Genomic DNA, 20,447 nt, shown 5'->3' with positions numbered 1-20,447 from the left:
CGCTCAGAGGTGGGTTGCGTTGCGGCCATCCTAGGGACGAGAATCAGGACAATCAAAGAATTGTCATGGATACATCGCCCTATGCCGCGCGCTCGCTACAAGACGCTTGTCGACACCTACGCGGCGGACATTCGCGCCGGTCGATTGCCACCGGGTATGCGGCTGCCCACCCACCGGCAACTGGCGTCAGCGCATGGGCTGGCGCTGGTCACCGCCTCGCGGGTTTACGCCGAATTGGAGGCGATGGGGCTGGTCAGCGGCGAAACCGGGCGCGGCACCTTTGTGCGCGAAACCTCGTTGTCGCCGGGGCAGGGCATTGATCAGAAAGACGTCGCGGTCGGCATGATCGACCTCAATTTCAATTATCCGTCGTTGCCCGGTCAGGCCGAGTTGCTGCGCACGGCGCTAAGGCAATTGGCGCTGTCCGGCGACCTCGAAGCGTTGCTGCGCTATCAACCGCATGCAGGCCGCGCGCACGAACGCGCCTCGGTCGCGCGGCACCTGCTGAGCCGTGGGGTGAATGTCGATGCCGAGCAAGTGCTGATCGTCAATGGCGCCCAGCAAGGGTTGGCGGTGGCGCTGATGGCAATACTCAGGCCCGGTGATGTGATTGCGGCGGACGCGCTGACCTATTCCGGGTTCAAGGTGCTGGCGGAGGCGCTGCATCTGGAGATCGTGCCGATTCCGGTCAGCGCTCAGGGGCCGGATCTGCTGGCGTTGGACAAACTGTGTCGGCATCGCTCGGTACGCGCCGTGTACAGCATGCCGACGCTGCACAATCCGCTGGGCTGGGTCATGCCGATCGAGCAGCGCGAGCAATTGGTGGCGATTGCCCGGCGGCATGAACTGACGATCATCGAAGACGCGGCCTACGCGTTTCTGGTAGAAAACCCGCCGCCTGCGCTGGTCGAACTGGCGCCGGAGCGTACTGTTTACGTCTCGGGACTTTCCAAGAATATTGCCACCGGCCTGCGCGTGGGCTTCATTGCCGCGCCGCTGCCAACGGTGCCGGCGCTGGAGCGGATCATTCGCGCCACTACCTGGAACACGCCCGGTGTGATGACCGCGATGGTGTGCGCGTGGCTCGATGACGGCACGGTCATCGAGCTTGAAGAGCAAAAGCGCAACGATGCCAAGGCGCGTCAGGCATTGGCGGTCGAGTTGCTCCAGGGGCTGACCTGCATCGGTCATCCGTCCTCGTACTTTGTGTGGCTGCCGCTGCCGGAAGACGTGCGCGCCGATCAGATTGTCGTCGAGTTGATGCACGAACAGATTTCGGTCACCACGGCTGAGCCGTTTTCGGTGTCGACGCACGTGCCCCACGCGATTCGTCTGGCGCTGGGCTCGGTGGATATGGCGCTGTTGCGCCAGGCATTGATCACCGTCAGGAAGATCATCGCTGCCTATCTGTAAAACCATCTCGGTAAAAACCCTGTGGCGAGGCAGCTCGCTCCCGCTGGACTGCGCAACTGGCCCAACATTCGGGATCGCCTCGCAATCCAGCGGGAGCGAGCTCCCTCGCCACAAAATGTTAGCCTTGCCTCAATTGCATTACACCGTCCTGGATCGTCCGATGAAAAACACCGCGTCACTGTCTTTTGCCCTGATCTTCACCGCAGCTTTTTTCAGCGCAGGCGTCCACGCAGCAGGCGACCCGGAGGCTGGCGCGAAAATCTTCCCGCGCTTGTGTGGCGGCTGCCATCAGGTCGGCGAATCAGCTCGCCCGGGGTTCGGTCCGCAACTCAACGGCATCTTCGGCCGACCCGCCGGGACCTCGGCCAACTACGTGTATTCCGATGCGATGAAAAACTCCGGCGTGACCTGGGATCGCGACACACTGACGGCGTATCTCAAAGATCCCAAAGGCGTCGTACCGGGCACGCGGATGATTTTCTGGGGGCTGAGTGACGAAGAAAAACTCGACAACCTGCTGGCGTATTTGCAGACCTTCAAGTAATCCGCAGCAGCTCCTACATGGGAGTGTTCATGGCGTGTTTTGGTGCAGGTGCCTCGGGTTTGTTGTCTGGTCGGCAAACCATGCCATGACCACGGCGCAGGCGGGGTGCGATGCTGCCGCCGGTTGCAGGCTCAGTGAATAAATCCCTCCCGTGCGCAATGGTTCGCCGAACGGCACCACCAACACCCCTCGCTCGATCGACTCCGCCGCCAGTGTCATGTCCGTTACCGCCACGCCCAATCCTCGTGCCGCCGCATCCAGAGCCAGCTCATCAAGGTTGAACGGGATGTGCCGGTAATCTTCCAGCGGTTTTCCATCGTTTGCCGCCAGCCATTCTATCCACGCCTGGCGATCGGCCGAGCGGTGCAGCAAGGCAAAACGCTGCAACTCGTCGATCGAGCGCGGTGCGTGCGCGAGGGTGGGTGAACACACCGGCACCAGCGCTTCCTCGAACAGGGTCAGGCTGGCCGGGTCGTTCGACGGCTCGGGCAGGTAGAGGATGTAGGCGTCGCTGTCGCTGGCCGGTTCGACGATTTCCGTGGCCACGGTTTCGATCGACAGGGAAACGTCCGGGTGGCGCAGGTAGAAGTCGCTCAGTTTCGGCAGCAACCAGCGAACCGCCAGCGACACGTGCATGCGTATGCGAAAGGGTCGCTTTTGCGGGGACAGTCGATCTTCGAGGGTTATCAGTTGCCCCAGGATGTTGCGCGCACTTGCCAGCACCAGTTCGCCTTCCGTGGTCAGTTGAAGGCTACGGCTGCTCCTCACAAAAAGTGGCACGCCGAAGTGAGCCTCCAACTGCTGGATTTTTCGGCTCACGGCACTTTGGGTCAGGCAGAGCTTTTGCGCCGCTTGAGTGAAGCTGCCGGAGTCAGCGACCTCCACCAATGCCTGAAGGCCTTGCAGGGAAGGGACGTGGCGGATTTTATCCATGCGTTTTCAGAATGCCCCGATGATTTTATAACGTTGGTTGTAACACTGCGGACCTTATAGATTCTAGCTCTGGCTACAGCCATCTCAAACAACTCATGCGCCTACCGCATATGAGGAGAGAGGCTGCACGCCGATCGACGGTCAAATGAGGTGACGCATGGAAAATGTATGTGGCTGGATTGCGCAGGCGGGGAGTTCTCCCGTTCGTGATCGCCTGAGCGGTGTGCAAAAAGCCGATTGGCTGATCATCGGAGCCGGGATTACCGGGTTGTGCGCCGCTCATTCACTGGCCGAAATGCACCCCAAGGCGCGCATCGTGATTGTCGACCGGCAGCGCGCGGCGCAGGGCGCGTCGGCGCGCAATTCCGGCTTCGTCGTGGCCCACGAGCATCCGACTACCGAGGAGCTTTTGGGCAATCAAGGGTTCGCCGGTTATGAAGTCGATACCGCGATTTCACGCGCCGCCAGCGAGGAAGTCCGCCAGCGTATTGCCCGTCACGGCATCGAGTGCGATTTTCGGGATGCCGGCTATTTCTTCGCCGTGAATGATCCGGCCAAGCTGACCCATGTCGAGGCCAAGCTGCAAACGCTTAACGCTGTCGGTGCTTCTGCACAGTTTCTGGAAGGTGAACAACTCAAGCAAAAGCTCGGCACCGGCCATTACCAGGCGGCGATCTGGTGCGGCAACGGTAACGCGTTGCTGCAACCGGCCAAGTACGTGAAAGGCTTGCTCGATGCGCTGCCGCCGAATGTGACCCTCTACGAAAACACCGATATCACCGGCCTAGAGCGGCTGGGTACCGCGCGGGTTCGAGCTCGGGCCGTCGAGGGCGTTATTGAGGCCAACCAGGTGCTGGTTTGCCTGAACGCCTTCATTCCGCGTTCGGGCATCGAGAACAGCGGGACGTTCCCGATGGAACTCAGCGCCAGCCTCACACGGCCGCTGACTGAGCAAGAATTTCAAGCAATGGGCAATGTCGAGCCCTGGGGCGTGTTGTCCACCCGGCCGCTGGGCGCCACAGTGCGGCTGACGCCGGATCGGCGCGTGATGATCCGCAATACCGCCGAATACCGCTCGCGGGACTTATCCAACAGTGATCTGCAGGTGCGCAGAAAACACCATGTGCTGGGTTTGCAGCGCCGATTTCCGTGGTTGGCCGAGCAAGACATTGATTACACCTGGACCGGTCATCTGAGCGCCTCGCGTTCCGGGCAAGCGTATTTCGCCCAGGTTGAAGAGGGCGTATTTGCTGTGGCCGGCTGCAATGGTTCAGGCGTGGCGCGCGGCACGCTTTGGGGAAGGCTGCTCGCTGAACTGGCGTCGGGTACCCGTTCGCCGATGTTGACGTCGGTCATGCAAAGGGCCCAGCCCGGCTGGCTGCCGCCCAAACCCTTTCTCGATATCGGTGCCATGCTTCGCATGCGCGTGGAGGCGGTCAGGGCCAGAACAGAAATCTAGAAAGCCGGCTATCACACACAATAAAAGTTCTTCAAAAGGTGATCGAACATGCGCGTCCATCCTGTTTCCCTGGCGGTACTGCTCACAACGTTTTCGGCCGTCACGTACGCCGATGAACAAGTCAATATTTCCAACTGGAGCGGCTACATCGCCGACGACACGTTGCCCACGTTCACCAAGGAAACGGGGATCAAGGCGACTTACGACATCCACGACAGCAACGAAGTCCTGGAATCGAAGTTGATGACCGGCAATACCGGTTATGACGTGGTCAGTCCGTCGAACCATTTCCTGTCCCGCTTGATCAAGGCCGGGGCGATCCAGAAGCTCGATAAAAGCCAGTTGTCCAACTGGAAAAACCTCGACCCGGCGCTGATGAAAAAGCTCGAGGTCAACGACCCGGGCAACCAGTACGGTTATCCCTACATGTGGGGCACTGCGGGTATCGGCTACAACGTCGAGAAGATCAAAGCGATCTTCGGCAACACCGACGTTACCCATTCCTGGAGCCTGTTTTTTGATGAGAACAACATCAAGAAGCTAAGCCAGTGCGGCGTGGCGATTATCGATAACCCGACGCAGATCCTGCCGATCACCCTCAACTACCTGGGGCTGCCGCACCACAGTCACGAGCCGGCGGATTACGCCAAAGCCGAGCAGGCGTTGCTGAAAATCCGGCCTTACATTCAGTATTTCCACACCTCCAAGTACGTCAGCGACCTGGCGAACGGCAACATCTGCGCAGTGATCGGCTTCAACGGCGACGTCGTGCAAGCCGCCGCCAGTGCCAAGGAAGCCAAGAACGGTATCAACATCGCCTATTCGATCCCGGACGAAGGCTCGACCCTGTGGATGGACATGGTGGTCATGCCCAAGGCTGCGCCGCACGAGAAGAATGGCTACACCTACATGAACTACCTGCTTGAGCCCAAGGTCATCGCCAACATCAGCAACAGCATTCACTACGCCAACCCCAACGCAGCGGCTGACGAGTTTCTCAACACCGACGTGAAAGAGGACTCGGCGATCTACCCACCGAAAAGCGTGATGGAAAAACTGTTCACCGTGGAAGAGTTGCCAGCAGCCATTGCGCGTCTGTCCACACGCTTGTGGACCAAGCTTAAAACCAACACCTGACCATCCCCCAAAAGCATGTAGGAGCTGCCGAGAGAAACGAGGCTGCGATCTTTTGATCTTGATTTCCGGCGCCCTTAAAGACGCCAAAGATCAAAAGATCGCGGCCTTCGGCAGCTCCTACAATGGGGTGGCCGGCGAAGTGCTCGGCACACCGTCGAAACCAGGGAGTACATCATGAAAGTTTTGCTGTTGGCCGCACCGCTGTTACTTGTCACAGGACTGGCCCACGCCGCCATTCCGATGCTCAACGCCACCTGCCCGGGAAAGATCGAAGTACATGCCGATGAAGGCGGGCCGATCTACATCAATGGCAAGGAAGGCAAACTGAAGAAATTCAACGAAAACTACTTCGAAGCCAAAGGCGCAGGCGTGACCATTTCCCTGAGCATCAATCCCGATGGTTCGCCAGCGCTGTCGTATACCGGCAAGAACAAGGCCCACGGCATCTGTGAAGTGAAAAAGGCCTGATCAGGCCACCTGATTACGGCCTGCTGCTTTCGCCTGATACAACTGCTGGTCGGCCCGTTTGATCAGCGCTGTAGGGTTGTTGTCCGCCGGGTCTGCCAGACCGATGCCGAGGCTCACCGTCACCTGACCGACGGCTGGGAAGTGGGCATCGGCAATGGCTGCGCGGATCTTCTCCGCGACCACTTCCGGGGTGTCGGGTTGGGCGATTTCCGGCAGCAGTACGGCGAACTCTTCACCGCCGTAACGCGCCACGAAGTCGGTAGTGCGCAGGCTGCTCTGAATCAGTTGGGCCAACTGCTTGAGCACTTCGTCACCCACCGCGTGGCCGTGCGTGTCATTGATGCGTTTGAAGTGATCGGCGTCGATCAACAACAGTGCAAACGGGCGCCCCGTGCGCCGCGACAGCAAGCTGTATTCGGTGAGTTTTTCGTCGAAACGACGGCGATTGAACACGCCGGTCAGCGCATCGTGCGTGGCCAGGTTCAGCAGCTCTGCGTTGGCCTGCATGAGGTCGGCGGTGCGTTGCGCCACAGTGGCCTCCAGTGAGGCATTGGCTTCTTGCAGTTCGCGCTCTTTGGCGAGCAACGATTGCGTCATCGCATCAATCGATTGGCCGAGCTGAGCAATTTCGCGCACCGGATGTTGCAGCGGGAAGTGAGCGCCGGGCTGGTTGTTCTGGACTTGCTTGGCCGAATTCGCAAGCTGCTCGATCGGACGGCTCAGGTACAGCGCCAGGTAATACGCCACCAAGCCGAACACCATTGCCGCGAACACGCCCAGCATCAACAGCTTGTAAAGCAACAAGCGCGCCGGTTGCAGCGCCGTCTCCAGTGGCTGGCGGACGGCAATCGACCACGACAGCGCCGTGCTGGGTGGCGTCGGCACGGTGACCATGCTGGTCAGGTAACCGTTACCCACCGACCAGCCCGGCGCTTTTGCTTCGTCCATCGCCAGTTGCTGGCCCATCAGGGCCTCGGGGTACAACACTTTGCCGTCGTGATCGACGATCAGCGCTTCGACATCCGGCGCAGCATTTTTATGGGAAAACGTCGCCGATTCGACAATGCGCGTCACCCAGTTCCAGTGAGCATGGGCGCCGAGCACGCCAATCACCTGACCTTCGGCATTGTGGATCGGTGCGGCGAAATCGATGAAGCGCAGCGGTTCGCCGTTTGGTGTGCCCGGCAGCAATTTGGCCAGCAGCACGGCCTCATGCGGGTCGCCGGTGTACTGCCCACGCAGCCCGGCTTGAAACCACGGCCGCTGTTGCACCGATTGACCGACCAACAATCTGTTCACCGCCTGGTGCACGTTGCCTTGCGCATCGGTCACGCCCATCCACGCGTACTCGGCTCGGGCTTCAGTGCGCAGTTGCATCGACTTCAGAATTGCCGGGTTGTCCAGATCGCCGCGCTCCAGATGCGGTGCGCGGCTGAGCAGATACACCTCCAATTGGCGCTCGCGCAACTGCTCACCCAGCAAGGTTGCCGCCGAGCGCGCAGTGTTCAAAAGGGCATTGCCGCTGGCCTGCTTCATCTGTTCGGTGGCGATATGGCCGACATAGAAACCCACGCTGAGCAGCGTCAGCAATGACAAACCGGTAAACCACAGAGTGAGATGGCTACGCAGACTGGCTTTGAGCATGGGCGATGGCTGTCCTTATTGGCTTGGCGCCATGGTAGGCGACATCGTCGATGGGTTGCCAGCAAAGCGCTAGATGAAACTTGTCGGGATTGATACCAACCCGCCACGTGTTTCGGTAAGGTGTGCGCCGCCCGAGAGCTGGATCCCGGGCGTTTTCTAATGGAGTTACACCGTGAATTACCTCAGCAAAGTGGTTGCCGTCGCCCTGTTCGGTCTGGTTCTGGCGGGTTGCACCGGCGCCCCGATGAAAACCCAGCACTACGACAGCAGCCAGTACACCGTTCTGGGCCACAGTGAAGCAAGCGCCACCGGCCTGCTGCTGTTTGGCGTCATCCCGATCAAGCAGAACAGCCGTTTTGTTCGCGCTCAAGACGCGGCGATCCAGGCCAAGGGCGGCGACGCGATGATCAACACCCAGGTGCAGGAAAACTGGTTCTGGGCCTGGGTCCTGACCGGTTACACCACCAAGGTTTCCGGTGATGTGGTCAAGTTGAAAAACGTTCAGTAAGCGACGGTCGAATACAAAAAAGCCCGGCTGACAAGGCCGGGTTTTTTATGGAACTGCGTTTGGCTCACTGACGCCCGTCACGCCGCCAATCATTGCCCTCTGTAAGGGCTGCCGAAGGCTGCGATCCTCTAAACCTGATCCTGAACCGCCTTCCCCGACCGAACACACAACTCCCCGGTAGCTCGAGTCAACGCCAACTCATGCAGCGCATCAAGGGCTAAGCCACTGCGCGCTTTGGCTAGCCACACCGAGCAATCGGGAGCATGCCGGTACGGTGCGAACTCAGCGTATTGCTGCAACAGACGGCTTTGCAATTCGTCCAGTCGCGGCCGGATCTGCTTGCCCAGATCCGGCCGTGGCGTGTCCGGCGCTGCACCGGCCGCTTGCCACTGCGCAAGCAAACCGTATTGCACCAACTTGTTAGCCTCCATCTGCGCGGCGATCAATTGCGCCACATCCTCCGCGTCGAGCTTGCGCTCGACAGCCAACGTGCGGGCATTGGCAATGACTTGCGCTTCCCGAGGGCTGTCCTGAATCGGCTTGCCGCTGTCCCATTTGGTCAGGGCGACGAGATCGCCGATGTTCAGGCGTTCGTTCAGGGTTTCCAGCAGGGGCTTCAAGGCCTCGGGCGGCGCAGCGGGTGTGCCAGCGTTCGCGAGGGTGGCAGCCAGAGTGAGGAGGGTGCAGGTCAGCAGGTTTGGAAGGTGGGGCATGAACCGAGCCTCGTTCGATGAAAATGGGCAGGGCTGTTGTTTACCACAGCGGCGAACTTGTACCTACCCATCCATTGCGATTGCCTGAGCCGAAATTGAATGCACGCCCCCTGCGTATTCGAGGTTGGGCGTTCAGGGTTGCGGATCAAAAGATCGCAGCCTACGGCGGCTCCTACAATAGGTGCTTCCGAGCTGATCCCAAAATGTTAATTGCACCCCGCTCGCAACTCATCGAAGCTATCCTCTATCAGCCCTCCCGCCGTCGAGATGGACCTCCAGTCAATGCAAACCCCCAGCCCCACCAAACCCCTCTGGCAAACCTACCTGCTGTTCCTGGCGCCCATGGTGCTGTCCAACTTTTTGCAGTCAATGTCGGGCACCATCAACAGCATCTACATCGGCCAAATGCTCGGCACCCAAGCCCTGGCGGCCGTCTCAGGCATGTTCCCAATCGTCTTCTTCTTCATCGCCCTGGTCATCGGCCTCGGCGCGGGCGCGGGGGTGCTCATTGGCCAAGCCTGGGGCGCTCGCGAGCCGCACATGGTGAAAGCCATTGCCGCCACAACCTTGCTGTTAGGCGCAATGATCGGTCTGGTCGCAGCGGTGGTGGGCAGTGTGTTCGCAAGGCCTGCCTTACAAGGCCTGGGCACTCCGGCCGACGTACTGGACGACGCGGTGTCCTACGCCCACGTGATGATGTGGATCATGCCGTCGCTGCTGGTCTACGTGCTGTTCACCCAGCTCCTGCGCGGGGTGAGCGATACCGTTTCGCCATTGATCGCGTTGGTGGTGTCGACGTGTATCGGTCTGGCGCTGACGCCCGCGTTAATAAAGGGCTGGTTGGGCTTTCCTCCAATGGGAATCCAGAGCGCTGCGTTCGCGGGGTTGGCGGGCAACTTGTCGGCGATGGGCTGGTTGGCGTGGCGGTTGATTCGTAAGGGGCATCCGTTGGCGCCGGATCGGGAGATGTTTGCGGCGATGCGGTTGGACTCGGAGATTCTGGGCAAGGTGTTGCGTATCGGGTTGCCGACGGGGTTGCAGATGGTGGTGTTGTCGGCGTCGGAGTTGGTGATTCTGGCGTTGGTGAATCAGCACGGTTCGCAGGCGACGGCGGCGTATGGGGCGGTGACGCAGATTGTGAATTATGTGCAGTTTCCGGCGTTGTCGATTGCGATTACTGCATCGATTCTTGGGGCGCAGGCGATTGGGGCGGGGCGGTTGGAGCGGATTACGCCGATTTTGCGCACGGGGATTTTGATTAACGTGTGTTTGACCGGTGGGTTGGTGTTGCTCGGGTATTTGTTGTCGCACTGGTTGTTGGGGTTGTTCCTGACGGAGGACTCCACTCGGGCGATGGCTGAGCATTTGTTGCACATCATGTTGTGGAGTCTGTTGGTGTTTGGCTTCCAGGCGATTATCGGCGGGATCATGCGCGCCAGCGGCACGGTGTTGGTGCCGATGCTGATTTCGATTGTGTGCGTGGTGGGTGTGCAGTTGCCGGTGGCGTATCTGCTGGATGCGCGGTTTGGGTTGCAGGGTGTGTGGATGGCGTTTCCGGTGGCGTATTTGGGGATGCTGGCGTTGCAGACGATTTACTACAAACTGGTCTGGCAACACCAGAAAATCGAACGCCTCGTCTGATCCCTGTAGGAGCTGCCGCAGGCTGCGATCTGTTGATCTTGCTTCTGAAAAACAGAAGCAAAAGATCGCAGCCTGCGGCAGCGCCTACAAGGGGGATGGATGTCGGTGCTGGCGTAACCGGTGGATGTTTGCTTAAGTCAATCGAGACCCTCGACGGCTAGCCTCGCCCGGAGAATCCCATGTCGATCCGATTGCTGCTGGCTACCGCGTGTTCGCTGTGCGTCATTCCTGGCGCGCACGCTGTCGAGTACAGCCGAGTCAACACCACCGCCAGTCAGATCAGCTTCACCTACAACCAGATGGGCTCGCGGATGTACGGCACCTTCGGCAAGTTCGAGGCGACGCTGGACTTCGATACCGACAACCTCGCCAGCGCCCACACGACTTTGCACATCGACCTCAACAGCATCGATGCCGGCAGCGAAGACGCCAACACCGAACTGGTCAAACCGGCCTGGTTCGATACCGAAAAATTCCCCGTGGCGGTGTTCGAATCGAGTCGGTTCACTCAGGTCGCCGAGCATCGCTATCTGATCGCTGGCCAACTGACCCTCAAAGGCATCACCCGCGAGGTGCAAGTGCCAGTGGAACTGAAACCCGACAGTGACATCGGCATTTTCGACGGTGAACTGGTGCTCAAACGCGATGAGTTCGGCCTCGGCGCGGGGGAGTGGGCGGACAGCGTGGTTTCCAAAGACATCGCCATCAAATTCAAAGTGGTGGCGCCACAGCAGTGACGCCAACCCGGTGCCTCAGTGACTGCCGAACAACTGGCGGATCAGGTTCGGTGTGCTGCCGGTCCAGCGTTTGAACGAGCGCCGGAAGTTTGCCGCATCGGTGAAACTCAAATACTCGGCCACGGCCTCATTGCTCATGCCCTTGACCTGATACAGGTACAGCGCCACGTGTTTACGCACCAGATCCACCTGTTGCTGAAACCCGCTGTCGTGCTTCTGCAGCTTGCGCTTGAGGGTCGCCGGGCTCATGGCGAATGCCTGCGCCGCCTGTTCCAGGCTCGGTGGCTGGCGCACATGATCCTGCAAGTAACGGTAAAGGCAATCGGTGAAACTGGCGGTAAACCCCAGTTGTTCAATTTGTAGCAAGGCTTCCTGACGCGCGACCTGACCCGCCGTGGCCGATGCACCAGGCCACGGCCGGGCGAGGCACTCGCGCGGGATGCGCATCAGGTCCAGCGGTCGCTTGAACTGCGTGTGCTCGCCGAGATGCACCCAGTACTGTTCGACATAACGCGGTTCCGCATGGCTGAAACTGCATTCCCACGGCAGGCGCTGGCCGCTGAGCCACTGACTCATGGCCACCAGCGAGGTCATCCCGGCTTCCAGCAGAAACCGCCATTGCTCGCCGGCGCCACAGCTGTCCAGCCAGTAAACGTAGGCAAAGCTGTCATCGAGCAACAGACGCGGGGTCATCAGCGGGCTGAGCAAGGCTTGTTGTTGCACCAACGTATCGAGTGCCTGATGCAGATTTTGTGCATGCCGCAACGCATGACTCGCGGCGCCATAGTGCCCAGGCAGCAAGCGTTGGCCGAAGAGGAAACTGCTGTCGTCAGCGTCGAGCAAGCGGCGGCTGTTGCCGATCAGCCCGAGAAACTGCTGCGGACTGAGCCGCGTCTGGCCCGCCAGAATATCTTCATGAAACAGCCCGGTGCCGCGCAGCAGGCGATGGCTGTCAATGTCACGCGACAGCGCCAGGTCGATCAGCGTCGCTGGTTGGTAATGCCCGGGAATGAAACGGCTGTCGTTTTCGTACCAAGTGGTTTTGACGGTCATGGTCGGCCTCAGGCGCTTTTGGCCAACGGCGACTTGGCGCGCGCCAGTGCCAGGTTCAGGCGTTTGAGCAGCGCTTCGGGCGTCTCATCGAGGGCCATGACGGCCGCCGTGCTGGCCGCCAGTTGCAAGCGTTCGCCATGCTGGCGGGTCTTGTGTGCGAGCGCTTGCACGGCGATCCGCAGTTCTTGCGCCAGCAGTTGCGCCTGCCGTTCGCCGGTGTTGGGCAGCAGCACCACAAAGCGGTCGCCGGCCAGTCGACAGAGCAGATCCTGACGGCGCAGGTTGAGCAGCAGCACATGGCTGAGGGCCTGCAACACCGCGTCGCCCTCGGCATGCCCGTAGGCCTGATTGATGGCGGCGAAGTTGTCCAGATCGAGCACCAGCAACGACAGCGGCTGTTGCTGCGCAAGGCTTTCGGCGAGGCTGTCGGCCAGTTGCCGTTTCAGATAATCGGCGCCGCCCAGCGGGGTGAGTTTGTCGAACAGCCGATGCTCGCGGAACAGCCGTTCGCGTTTCTCCATCTGCGCACTGATTGCCAGTTGCTCACGATGCCAGTGATAGATGCCAATGGTCAGCAGCACCATGCCCACCGGCATCGGCCCGGATTCCAGCCAGTGATCCCAGGTGATGCTGTCGGGCAGGCGAATAAACTCGTCGAGGCTGTCGATCCACCAGGAAAAGAAAATGCAACTGAGCCCCAGCGCCAGATAATTGGTAACCCGCCCGGCAGGACGGCTTTTCAGCACCAGCCCCAGCCAGACCAACGCCAGCAACGCCGAGCCACCTTCGCCGATGATGTCCAGCCAGACCCATTCGCTGACCGATTTCAGATCCCCGCACGCCAGGCACAGCAACAAGCCAAGGTTCGCCGCCAGCAACAATGCGGCGAGTTTCCAACGGTGGGGTTTGAGCACTGAGAACATGGCCGCGATCCTTTGGCGAAGAAGCAATGCGCGCCAGCACAGCAGATGTTTGTGACAGGCAGGTGACGGAGGGGGAGGTCGAATCAGCTCATCGCCCAGCGCTCTATTTCCTCAAGAAAACCCCGTCCCTTGCAGGCGCGAGCCTGCTCGCAATAGGCCTGGATCAGCCAATATTAAGGGTGACAGGCAAACCGTTAGCGCGAGCAGGCTCACTCCTACAGGGGGCCGTAGTGGGTGCAAGGGGTCATTTCAGCTCATTTATCGCTGCGCCTCTCGGCAAATGCCCGGTCTACAGGGCTCGACCGCCAACCTTGTCACAGAAGCGTCATGCGTCACCCCTAACTTGCCCCTCCAGTTGCCGGGCCACTTGCCTGGCCTGACCGGACTCTTTGGGGGAGGACACACATGTACCAGCGCAGCAGTTATCCGCGCAGCGGCACCGTCGGGCTCTTCAGTTTCACCCTGACCGCTTTGGCCATGGCGATGGCCAGCGAGCGGCTGCAAGCGGCCGATGGCGCCGCCCATGTCGAGCACGTTGAGGTGGTCGGCCAAGCGGCAAGCATCGATTCGGCGCTCAAGCAGCAGCGTCGTTCCGACAATATCGAAAGCGTGGTGCACGCCGATGGCATGGCGCAGTTGCCGGACGAAAACGTCGCCGAAGCGGCCCAGCGTTTGCCGGGCGTCAGCGTCGAACGTGATCAGGGCGAAGGGCGCTTTGTCAGCGTGCGCGGTCTGGGACCGGATCTGAACAGCGTGACCATCAATGGCACGCTGGTGCCGTCGCCGGAAAGCGAACGCCGCGCCGTCGCCCTCGACGTATTGCCGTCGGAACTGGTGCAATCGTTGTCGGTGATCAAGACCCTGACCCCGGACATGGACGCCAACTCGCTGGGTGGCACCGTCGATGTGAAAAGCCTGTCGGCGTTCGATCACAAAGGTTTGTTCTACACCGGCGGCACTGAAGCCAGCTACGACAAGAACAGCCATCAGACCAGCCCGAAATTTTCCGGCGCGGTCAGCGACCGTTTCAGCCTCGGCGATGGCATCGACAATTTTGGTGTTGCCGCTGCCTTGAGCTGGCAGAAACGTGATTTCGGTTCGGACAATGTCGAAACCGGCGGCGCCTGGGATTTCGCCCGCGGTGCACAACTGGAAGAGTTCGAACAGCGTGACTACGACATCAGCCGCGAACGCACCGGCGGCGGTCTGAACTTCGATTACAAGCCCGACGACCTCAGCAGCTATTACCTGCGCACGCTGTACAGCCGCTACAAGGACAGCGAAACGCGCAACTCCACCAGCTTCGAGTTCGCCGACCCGCAAGCCGCCAGCGTGCTGGGCGACGCTGAAGGCAAACGCAAACTCAAACAGCGCGAAGAGACCCAGGAAATCCAGTCCTACGTGTTCGGTGGCGAGCGCATGTTCGGCCTGTGGACACTCAGCGGTCAGGCCGGCTACAGCCGCTCCAGCGAAGACAGCCCAGGCCACATTGCCAACGCCGCGTTCGATGGTAATGACGATTTCGCCGACAGTGGTTTTTACAGCAACGACAAGCCGCGCCCGATCATCGGCCAGGGCTTCTACAACGCCAACAATTTCACCCTCGACAAGGTCGACTGGGAAAAGCAGAACACCACCGACACCGAGAAAAACCTGCGTCTGGATCTGGCCCGTGACTATGACTTGAGTGGCTACGCGTCGCAGGTCAAATTCGGCGGCAAGGTCAGCCGCCGCAACAAGGACAACAACCTCGACGCCTGGGTCTACGAGGACTTCGATGACCTCGGCTTCAGCGACGAGCAACTCAACCTCAACCGCTTCGCCAAGGGTTCGGTGGATTATCGTCTCGGCCAGTTCGGACCAGGGATCAGCGGCAGTGCGATCAAGAACCTGATCGGCGGGCTGAACCGCGATGACTTCTATGACCCGACCGAGTCAGCCGCCAACGATTTCACGATGCGCGAGGACATCAACGCCGGTTACCTGATGAACACCGTCGATATTGATGATTGGCGCTTCATCGCCGGCCTGCGTTACGAGGGCACCGAGTTCGAAGCCAAAGGCACCGGCGCCACCGACGGCGACTTCGAGGCCACTGAGACCCAACGCAAATATCACCACTGGCTGCCGGGTCTGCATGCACGCTACCAACTGGACAAAAACACTCAGGTTCGTGCGGCGTGGACCAAGTCCGTGGTGCGCCCGACCTTCGGCCAACTGGCGCCGGGTTTTGTCATCGACGGCGATGAGGCAACGTTCGGCAACCCTGAGCTGAAACCGCTGGAATCGAGCAACCTCGACCTCGGTATCGAGCACTACATGGGCCGGGCGGGCACGGTGTCGGCATTCGTGTTCTACAAGGACATCAAAAACTTCGTCTACAACACCGACCTCGCTGGCACGGGTGCCTGGACGAATTTCTCCGAAGCCCACACCTTTGCCAACGGCGACAGCGCCAAACTCTATGGCCTGGAGTTGGCGTACTCGCAGAAATTCGACTGGTTGCCGGCGCCGTGGAACGGTTTGTTGCTGGGCGCCAACACCACGTTCAGCCGCTCCGACGCCGACATCGAAGGTTTCGATGCCGCCAGCGGGCGCAATCGCAAACGCAGCATCGATCTACCGAGCCAGTCCGACACGGTCGGCAACCTGATGCTCGGTTGGGAGAACGACAAGCTCAGCCTGCGCGTCTCGGCCAACTACAAATCCGACTATCTCTACGAGTTGGCCTCAATCAACGACAAGGCCCACGACCTGCACGTCGATGCGCAAACCTTCGTCGACTTCAGCGCGCGTTATTCGCTGACGAAAAGCCTGCAACTGAGCTTCGAGGCGCAAAACCTCACCGACGAGCCGTACTTCGTCTACACCGGCCATCGCTCTTACAACGGCCAATACGAAGAATACGGCCCGACCTACAAGCTCGGCCTGACCTTCACCCATTTCTAAGCCTCGGAGGGCGGCCGGGTGCCGCCGTCGATCCACACACGACAAGGATTCTGCCGGTTCATGAGTATTTCTTTGCGACACAAACGCTGGCTGCTGGGCGCCCTGATCGCCCTTGGCGCCAGCCAGACGCTGGCCGCCACGCCGAGCCTGGTATTGACGCCGTGGGCGCCGAAGCTGAAATTCGAAGCGCTGGGTTTCTTGCCCGGGGATGGACGTCTTGGCGTCAGTGCTGCCAACGGTTTGCTGTTGCTTGACGGCCAGGGCACGGAACTGGCGCGCCTGCCCGGTTCTTTCAGCGGCCTCGACAACCGCGCTGACGAACGGCACGCATGGGTCGCCAGCGTCGACAATGCCAGTCAGCGCGCGCTGGTGGTCGGGCTGGATCTGGCCCAGCGCCAATGGGGTGCGCCGCTGTATCTGCCGACGCGGGATTTCGCGGTAAACGGCGTGTGCCTGTACCGCGACAGTGCCGACAACCTGTTCGTGTTTCTGGTCGGCGAGGAGGGCAAGGGCGAACAATGGCTGGTAGGCAACGGCGCCACGCTCAATGCTCAAGCGCAACGGGTGCGTGGTCTGCCATTGCCGCCGTCGGCGCAGTTTTGCCAGGTCGATGATGCCGCCGAGCAATTGCTGGTCAACGAAGAGAACGTCGGCTGGTGGACTTATCCCGCGCACGCCGAAGCCGATGTGCAGCGCTCGCCGGTGGCCCTGCGCGAGCCGTTCGGCCAGATCAAAGGCGAGGCCGGTGCCATCGCATTGGTGCCGGGCGGCCTGATCGGGCTCGACCCGAAAGCGGCGCAGTTGCACCTCTACCAACAACGGGACGAGGGCTGGACGGCGCAAGCGACGTTGCCGCTGGCCGGCTTGAAAGAGCCGGAAAACCTCGCCGTGCGCAAAACCGCGCAAGGCCTGCAAGTGCTGATCCGCGACGATGACGATGGCCGCGCCTATCAGGGCCGTCTCGACTGGCAAGCGACGCCGCTGGCGTTGCCGCCGAAGCTGCCGAATGTCGCCGCCCACGTGCAGAGCGATCCGGTCGCGCGCCAAGGCGATGCAGCCGACGACCCGGCGATCTGGGTGCATCCGCAGCAGCCCTCCCTAAGCCGCGTGCTGGGTACCAATAAAAAGCAGGGTCTGCTGGTGTATGACCTGCAAGGCAAGCAAGTGCAGGAATTGCCGGTCGGACGCCTGAACAACGTCGATGTGCGGCCCAACTTCCAATTTGGCGCACAGACGGTGGATCTGGCGGTGGCCAGTCATCGCGATCACAACAGCCTCAGCCTGTTCGCCATCGACCGTAGCAGCGGCGAGTTGCGCGACATCGGCGAAGTGCCGACACCGCTGAAAGACATCTACGGCCTGTGCCTGTTTCAACCGGCCAGCGGTGAGATCTACGCGATTGCCAACGACAAGGACGGCACCTTTCTGCAATACCGCCTCGGCGCTGCGAGCGGCAAGGTGACCGGCGAGTTGGTCCGCCGCTTCAAGGTCGACAGCCAGCCGGAAGGCTGCGTCGCCGACGACCAGCGGCAGCGGCTGTTTATTGGCGAGGAGGACGTTGGCGTCTGGGCGGTGGATGCCCGCGCCGATCAGCCAGCGACCCTCACCCATGTGATCAAGGTCGGTGGGCCGCTGCACGCGGATGTCGAAGGGCTGGCGCTGTATCAGAGCCCGGCGCGCGACTATCTGGTGGTGTCCAGCCAGGGTAATGACAGTTATCTGGTGCTGGACGCCGAACCGCCGTTTGCCGTTCACGGCGCTTTTCGGGTCGGGCTCAACGCCGCTGCCGGTATTGACGGTGCCTCGGAAACCGACGGCCTGGAAGTGACCTCGGTCAACCTCGGCGGGCCTTGGAGCCAAGGCCTGTTGGTGGTGCAGGACGGCCGCAAACGCATGCCCGAGCAAAGCCAGAACTTCAAGTTCGTACCATGGGCCGAGGTGACCCAAGCACTGAAATTGCCCTGAGTCGTCATCAATCGGTCATGACTTTTTCATCGAATAGCGGCGCGGTGCTTGCTTCGGCAGTACCGGCCATTGCCCACAAGGAGTTTCACCATGCAGGCCACGCTCGAACACATGACTATCTGGGGGCTGATCAGCGACGCCAGTCTGTTGGTCAAAGCGGTGATGCTGACACTGTTGCTGGCATCGATCGTCAGTTGGTACCTGATCCTCCAGCGCAGTCGCGTGCTGCAACGCCGCGACCGGCAGTTGCACGGTTTCATCCAGCGTTTTCGCCAGGCGCCCGAGTTACTGCCGCTGTACCGCGAAACCGCGCAAGTACAAGACGCCGAGGCTGGTGTCGAGCCGATCTTCAACGCCGGTTTCGCCGAATTTCGTCATCTCAATCAGCACGCGGGCAGCAACGCCGATGCGGTGCAGGAAGGTGTCGAGCGAGCGTTGCATGTCGCTATCAGCGAACAGGAACTGCAACTGGAAAAGGGTTTGCAGTTTCTCGCCACGGTCGGTTCGGTCAGTCCTTACATCGGTTTGTTTGGCACCGTGTGGGGGATCATGAATTCGTTCCTCGGTTTGTCTCAGGTGCAGCAGGCGACGCTGTCGACCGTCGCCCCAGGTATCGCCGAAGCGCTGATTGCCACCGCCATCGGCCTGTTCGCGGCGATCCCGGCGGTCATCGCCTACAACCGTTTTGCCGCGCGTAGCCAGACCTTGTTGACGCGTTATTACGCCTTCGGCAACGAACTGCAAGTGCGTCTGCACCGCCAGTTGCACGGCACGCCGATGAACCTAGCCGCTGCGGCCTGAGAAGGAGAACGACCATGCTAGTCAGGCCGCAACGCAAGCACGGACCCAAGGCTGAAATGAACGTGGTGCCTTACATCGACGTGATGTTGGTGCTGTTGGTGATTTTCATGGTGACCGCGCCAATGCTCACGCAGGGGGTGAAAGTCGAACTGCCGAAGATCGCCAGCGAAGCCCTGGCCACTGACACGCGCCAACAGATTCTGACGCTGTCGGTGAAGGCTGAGGGCGGTTACTTCTGGAATCTGGGCGGCGAACTCGATACCCAACACCAGACCGACAGTGCCGTGGCACTTGACGAGATGCGTGCCAAGGTCGAGCAGATTGTTGCGCAGCACCCGGATACGCAGGTGTATATCCGCGCCGACAAGGACGCCGGTTATGGCAGCGTGGTCGCCGCGATGTCGGCGTTGCAGCAGGGCGGGGTGAGCAATCTGGGGTTGGTGACCGAGGCCCCGCAATGACGGCGATGATCATGCACAGTCCAGCAACGCTTTCAGCGCCGCTGCCGCGCAACGACTTCTGGCAGCACAGTTTTGCGGCGACACTGGCAGTGGCGTTGCACGCCGGGGTGCTGCTGTTGTTGATCAATGCTTGGGCGCCGTCGGCTCCGCCGCTCAAGCCGCCACGGGTGTTGACCACGCAACTGGTGATGGTCGCCCCGGCGGCTCAGCCTCCACAGTCTGAACCGGCTTTGGCTCCGGCTCCGGCTCCGGTAGCGATCGCCGAGCCGGTGATTGCAGCACCGGTCGAGCCGGTAAAACCGCAGGCCGAGCCGAAACCGCAGGCGCAAAAAGTCGAGCAGGCAGCTCTGGCCCGCAAGCGGGTCGAGGAACGCAAACGCGAGCAACTGGCTGAGCAACAGCGTCAGCAAACCGAGCAGCGCAAGCATGCAGAGGACGCTGCGCAGCAACGTGTGGCACAACAGCAGGCTGCGCAACAACAACAAGCCAGTCAGGCGCAAGCACAGGCACAAAGCGCCGAGCGCGCGCGTCAGCAAGCACTGGCCGACAGCCGCCAATACCTGCCGTTGAGCAAAGAGGCACCGGAATATCCGGAGCGGGCGCTGGATAAGAACATCGAGGGCGATTGCTCCGTGGAGTACACGGTCAACCCGCAAGGCCGGGTGGAAAACCCGACAGTGCTGGACGGCTGTCATCCGTTGTTCATCCGTCCGTCATTGGCCGCGGCGCAAACCTTTCGTTATCAGCCGCGAGTGATTGAAGGTGTCGCGGTGTCGGTACCGGCCGTGCGCAACACCTTTCATTACCGGATCAAGTGAGTGGGGGCGGGCGTTGTCCTGGTGTTAGCTAGATGACATCCGCCCGCCATTCTCAATAGGCGCGCCAGTGGCCCGGCACCCAGCGCCATTCATTGCCGCCCCAGCGGTAGTGACCGGCGACCCAGTGATAACCCGGCGCCGGCATCACCGGCACGACTTCCACGGGCGGCGGTGGCCGGTGCGGGCGGGCGGGGGCGACGACGCAGCCGGACAGGGTGATGGCCACTAGCGTAGCGGCGAGCAACGTTTTAACGGTTTTCGACATGGTGATGTTCTCGAT

General features: G+C 60.8%; 19 protein-coding genes. 13 read left to right on the top strand and 6 right to left on the bottom strand.

Annotation, left to right across the window (positions count from 1 at the left end):
* The first annotated feature begins 81 nt into the window (after positions 1–81).
* Positions 82–1,413, top strand: coding sequence for an aminotransferase-like domain-containing protein (locus JFT87_RS22005; protein ID WP_201204531.1), 1,332 nt, complete (start codon positions 82–84; stop codon positions 1,411–1,413).
* 160 nt (positions 1,414–1,573) lie between these two features.
* Positions 1,574–1,957 (top strand): c-type cytochrome, encoded by a 384-nt coding sequence (locus tag JFT87_RS22000; RefSeq protein WP_201204530.1) that lies wholly within the window; start codon positions 1,574–1,576, stop codon positions 1,955–1,957.
* Positions 1,958–1,984: 27 nt separating this feature from the next.
* Here the strand turns inward: JFT87_RS22000 and JFT87_RS21995 are convergent, their stop codons facing one another.
* A complete protein-coding gene (locus tag JFT87_RS21995) occupies positions 1,985–2,890 on the bottom strand; it encodes a LysR substrate-binding domain-containing protein (RefSeq protein ID WP_201204528.1) in 906 nt (301 codons plus the stop codon).
* Between the two features lie 157 nt (positions 2,891–3,047).
* On the opposite strand from JFT87_RS21995, the gene JFT87_RS21990 reads away from it, so the two are divergent.
* From JFT87_RS21990 to JFT87_RS21980, 3 genes are all read left to right on the top strand, one after another.
* Positions 3,048–4,349 carry an NAD(P)/FAD-dependent oxidoreductase gene (locus tag JFT87_RS21990; protein ID WP_201204525.1) on the top strand — a complete coding sequence of 434 codons (1,302 nt, stop codon included), beginning with the start codon at positions 3,048–3,050 and terminating at the stop codon, positions 4,347–4,349.
* A 48-nt stretch (positions 4,350–4,397) separates the two neighbouring features.
* Entirely contained in the window at positions 4,398–5,486 is a 1,089-nt protein-coding gene (locus JFT87_RS21985; RefSeq protein WP_201204524.1) for a polyamine ABC transporter substrate-binding protein, read from the top strand.
* Positions 5,487–5,660: 174 nt separating this feature from the next.
* Complete coding sequence (locus tag JFT87_RS21980; RefSeq protein ID WP_201204523.1) at positions 5,661–5,954, top strand: hypothetical protein; 294 nt, start codon at positions 5,661–5,663, stop codon at positions 5,952–5,954.
* Here the strand turns inward: JFT87_RS21980 and JFT87_RS21975 are convergent, their stop codons facing one another.
* Positions 5,955–7,598: a sensor domain-containing diguanylate cyclase gene (locus JFT87_RS21975; protein WP_201204522.1), complete on the bottom strand. Its 1,644-nt coding sequence runs from the start codon at positions 7,596–7,598 to the stop codon at positions 5,955–5,957.
* A 172-nt stretch (positions 7,599–7,770) separates the two neighbouring features.
* Here JFT87_RS21975 and JFT87_RS21970 point away from each other — a divergent pair, with 172 nt between their 5' ends.
* A complete protein-coding gene (locus tag JFT87_RS21970) occupies positions 7,771–8,106 on the top strand; it encodes a hypothetical protein (protein WP_201204521.1) in 336 nt (111 codons plus the stop codon).
* A 128-nt stretch (positions 8,107–8,234) separates the two neighbouring features.
* Here the strand turns inward: JFT87_RS21970 and JFT87_RS21965 are convergent, their stop codons facing one another.
* Positions 8,235–8,819, bottom strand: coding sequence for a chorismate mutase (locus tag JFT87_RS21965; RefSeq protein ID WP_201204520.1), 585 nt, complete (start codon positions 8,817–8,819; stop codon positions 8,235–8,237).
* Positions 8,820–9,101: 282 nt separating this feature from the next.
* On the opposite strand from JFT87_RS21965, the gene JFT87_RS21960 reads away from it, so the two are divergent.
* A complete protein-coding gene (locus JFT87_RS21960) occupies positions 9,102–10,460 on the top strand; it encodes an MATE family efflux transporter (RefSeq protein WP_201204519.1) in 1,359 nt (452 codons plus the stop codon).
* Between the two features lie 179 nt (positions 10,461–10,639).
* The gene (locus tag JFT87_RS21955; RefSeq protein ID WP_201204518.1) at positions 10,640–11,197 is read left to right on the top strand and encodes a YceI family protein; all 558 of its coding nucleotides are present in this window, start codon (positions 10,640–10,642) and stop codon (positions 11,195–11,197) included.
* 15 nt (positions 11,198–11,212) lie between these two features.
* Here the strand turns inward: JFT87_RS21955 and JFT87_RS21950 are convergent, their stop codons facing one another.
* The gene (locus tag JFT87_RS21950; protein ID WP_201204516.1) at positions 11,213–12,250 is read right to left on the bottom strand and encodes an AraC family transcriptional regulator; all 1,038 of its coding nucleotides are present in this window, start codon (positions 12,248–12,250) and stop codon (positions 11,213–11,215) included.
* A gap of 8 nt (positions 12,251–12,258) precedes the next feature.
* Positions 12,259–13,173: a GGDEF domain-containing protein gene (locus JFT87_RS21945; protein WP_201146840.1), complete on the bottom strand. Its 915-nt coding sequence runs from the start codon at positions 13,171–13,173 to the stop codon at positions 12,259–12,261.
* 405 nt (positions 13,174–13,578) lie between these two features.
* Here JFT87_RS21945 and JFT87_RS21940 point away from each other — a divergent pair, with 405 nt between their 5' ends.
* From JFT87_RS21940 to JFT87_RS21920, 5 genes are all read left to right on the top strand, one after another.
* Positions 13,579–16,122, top strand: a complete 2,544-nt coding sequence (locus JFT87_RS21940; protein WP_201204514.1) for a TonB-dependent receptor — start codon at positions 13,579–13,581, stop codon at positions 16,120–16,122.
* 60 nt (positions 16,123–16,182) lie between these two features.
* The gene (locus tag JFT87_RS21935; protein WP_201204512.1) at positions 16,183–18,087 is read left to right on the top strand and encodes a phytase; all 1,905 of its coding nucleotides are present in this window, start codon (positions 16,183–16,185) and stop codon (positions 18,085–18,087) included.
* Positions 18,088–18,177: 90 nt separating this feature from the next.
* Positions 18,178–18,888 (top strand): protein TolQ, encoded by a 711-nt coding sequence (gene tolQ / locus JFT87_RS21930; protein ID WP_201204510.1) that lies wholly within the window; start codon positions 18,178–18,180, stop codon positions 18,886–18,888.
* 14 nt (positions 18,889–18,902) lie between these two features.
* Positions 18,903–19,349 carry a protein TolR gene (tolR, locus tag JFT87_RS21925; protein ID WP_201204508.1) on the top strand — a complete coding sequence of 149 codons (447 nt, stop codon included), beginning with the start codon at positions 18,903–18,905 and terminating at the stop codon, positions 19,347–19,349.
* Entirely contained in the window at positions 19,346–20,167 is an 822-nt protein-coding gene (locus JFT87_RS21920) for an energy transducer TonB (protein ID WP_201204506.1), read from the top strand. Before tolR ends, JFT87_RS21920 begins: the two co-directional genes overlap by 4 nt.
* 52 nt (positions 20,168–20,219) lie before the next feature.
* Here JFT87_RS21920 and JFT87_RS21915 read toward each other — a convergent pair whose 3' ends face one another.
* Positions 20,220–20,432, bottom strand: coding sequence for a YXWGXW repeat-containing protein (locus JFT87_RS21915; protein WP_201204504.1), 213 nt, complete (start codon positions 20,430–20,432; stop codon positions 20,220–20,222).
* Positions 20,433–20,447 lie beyond the last annotated feature (15 nt).

Origin of the sequence: Pseudomonas sp. TH15 (assembly GCF_016651105.1) — a bacterium.
In the GTDB taxonomy this organism is placed as follows: Bacteria; Pseudomonadota; Gammaproteobacteria; order Pseudomonadales; family Pseudomonadaceae; genus Aquipseudomonas.
Note: the sequence above shows the minus strand (reverse complement) of the source record. Positions and strands in the feature narration are given on the sequence as shown.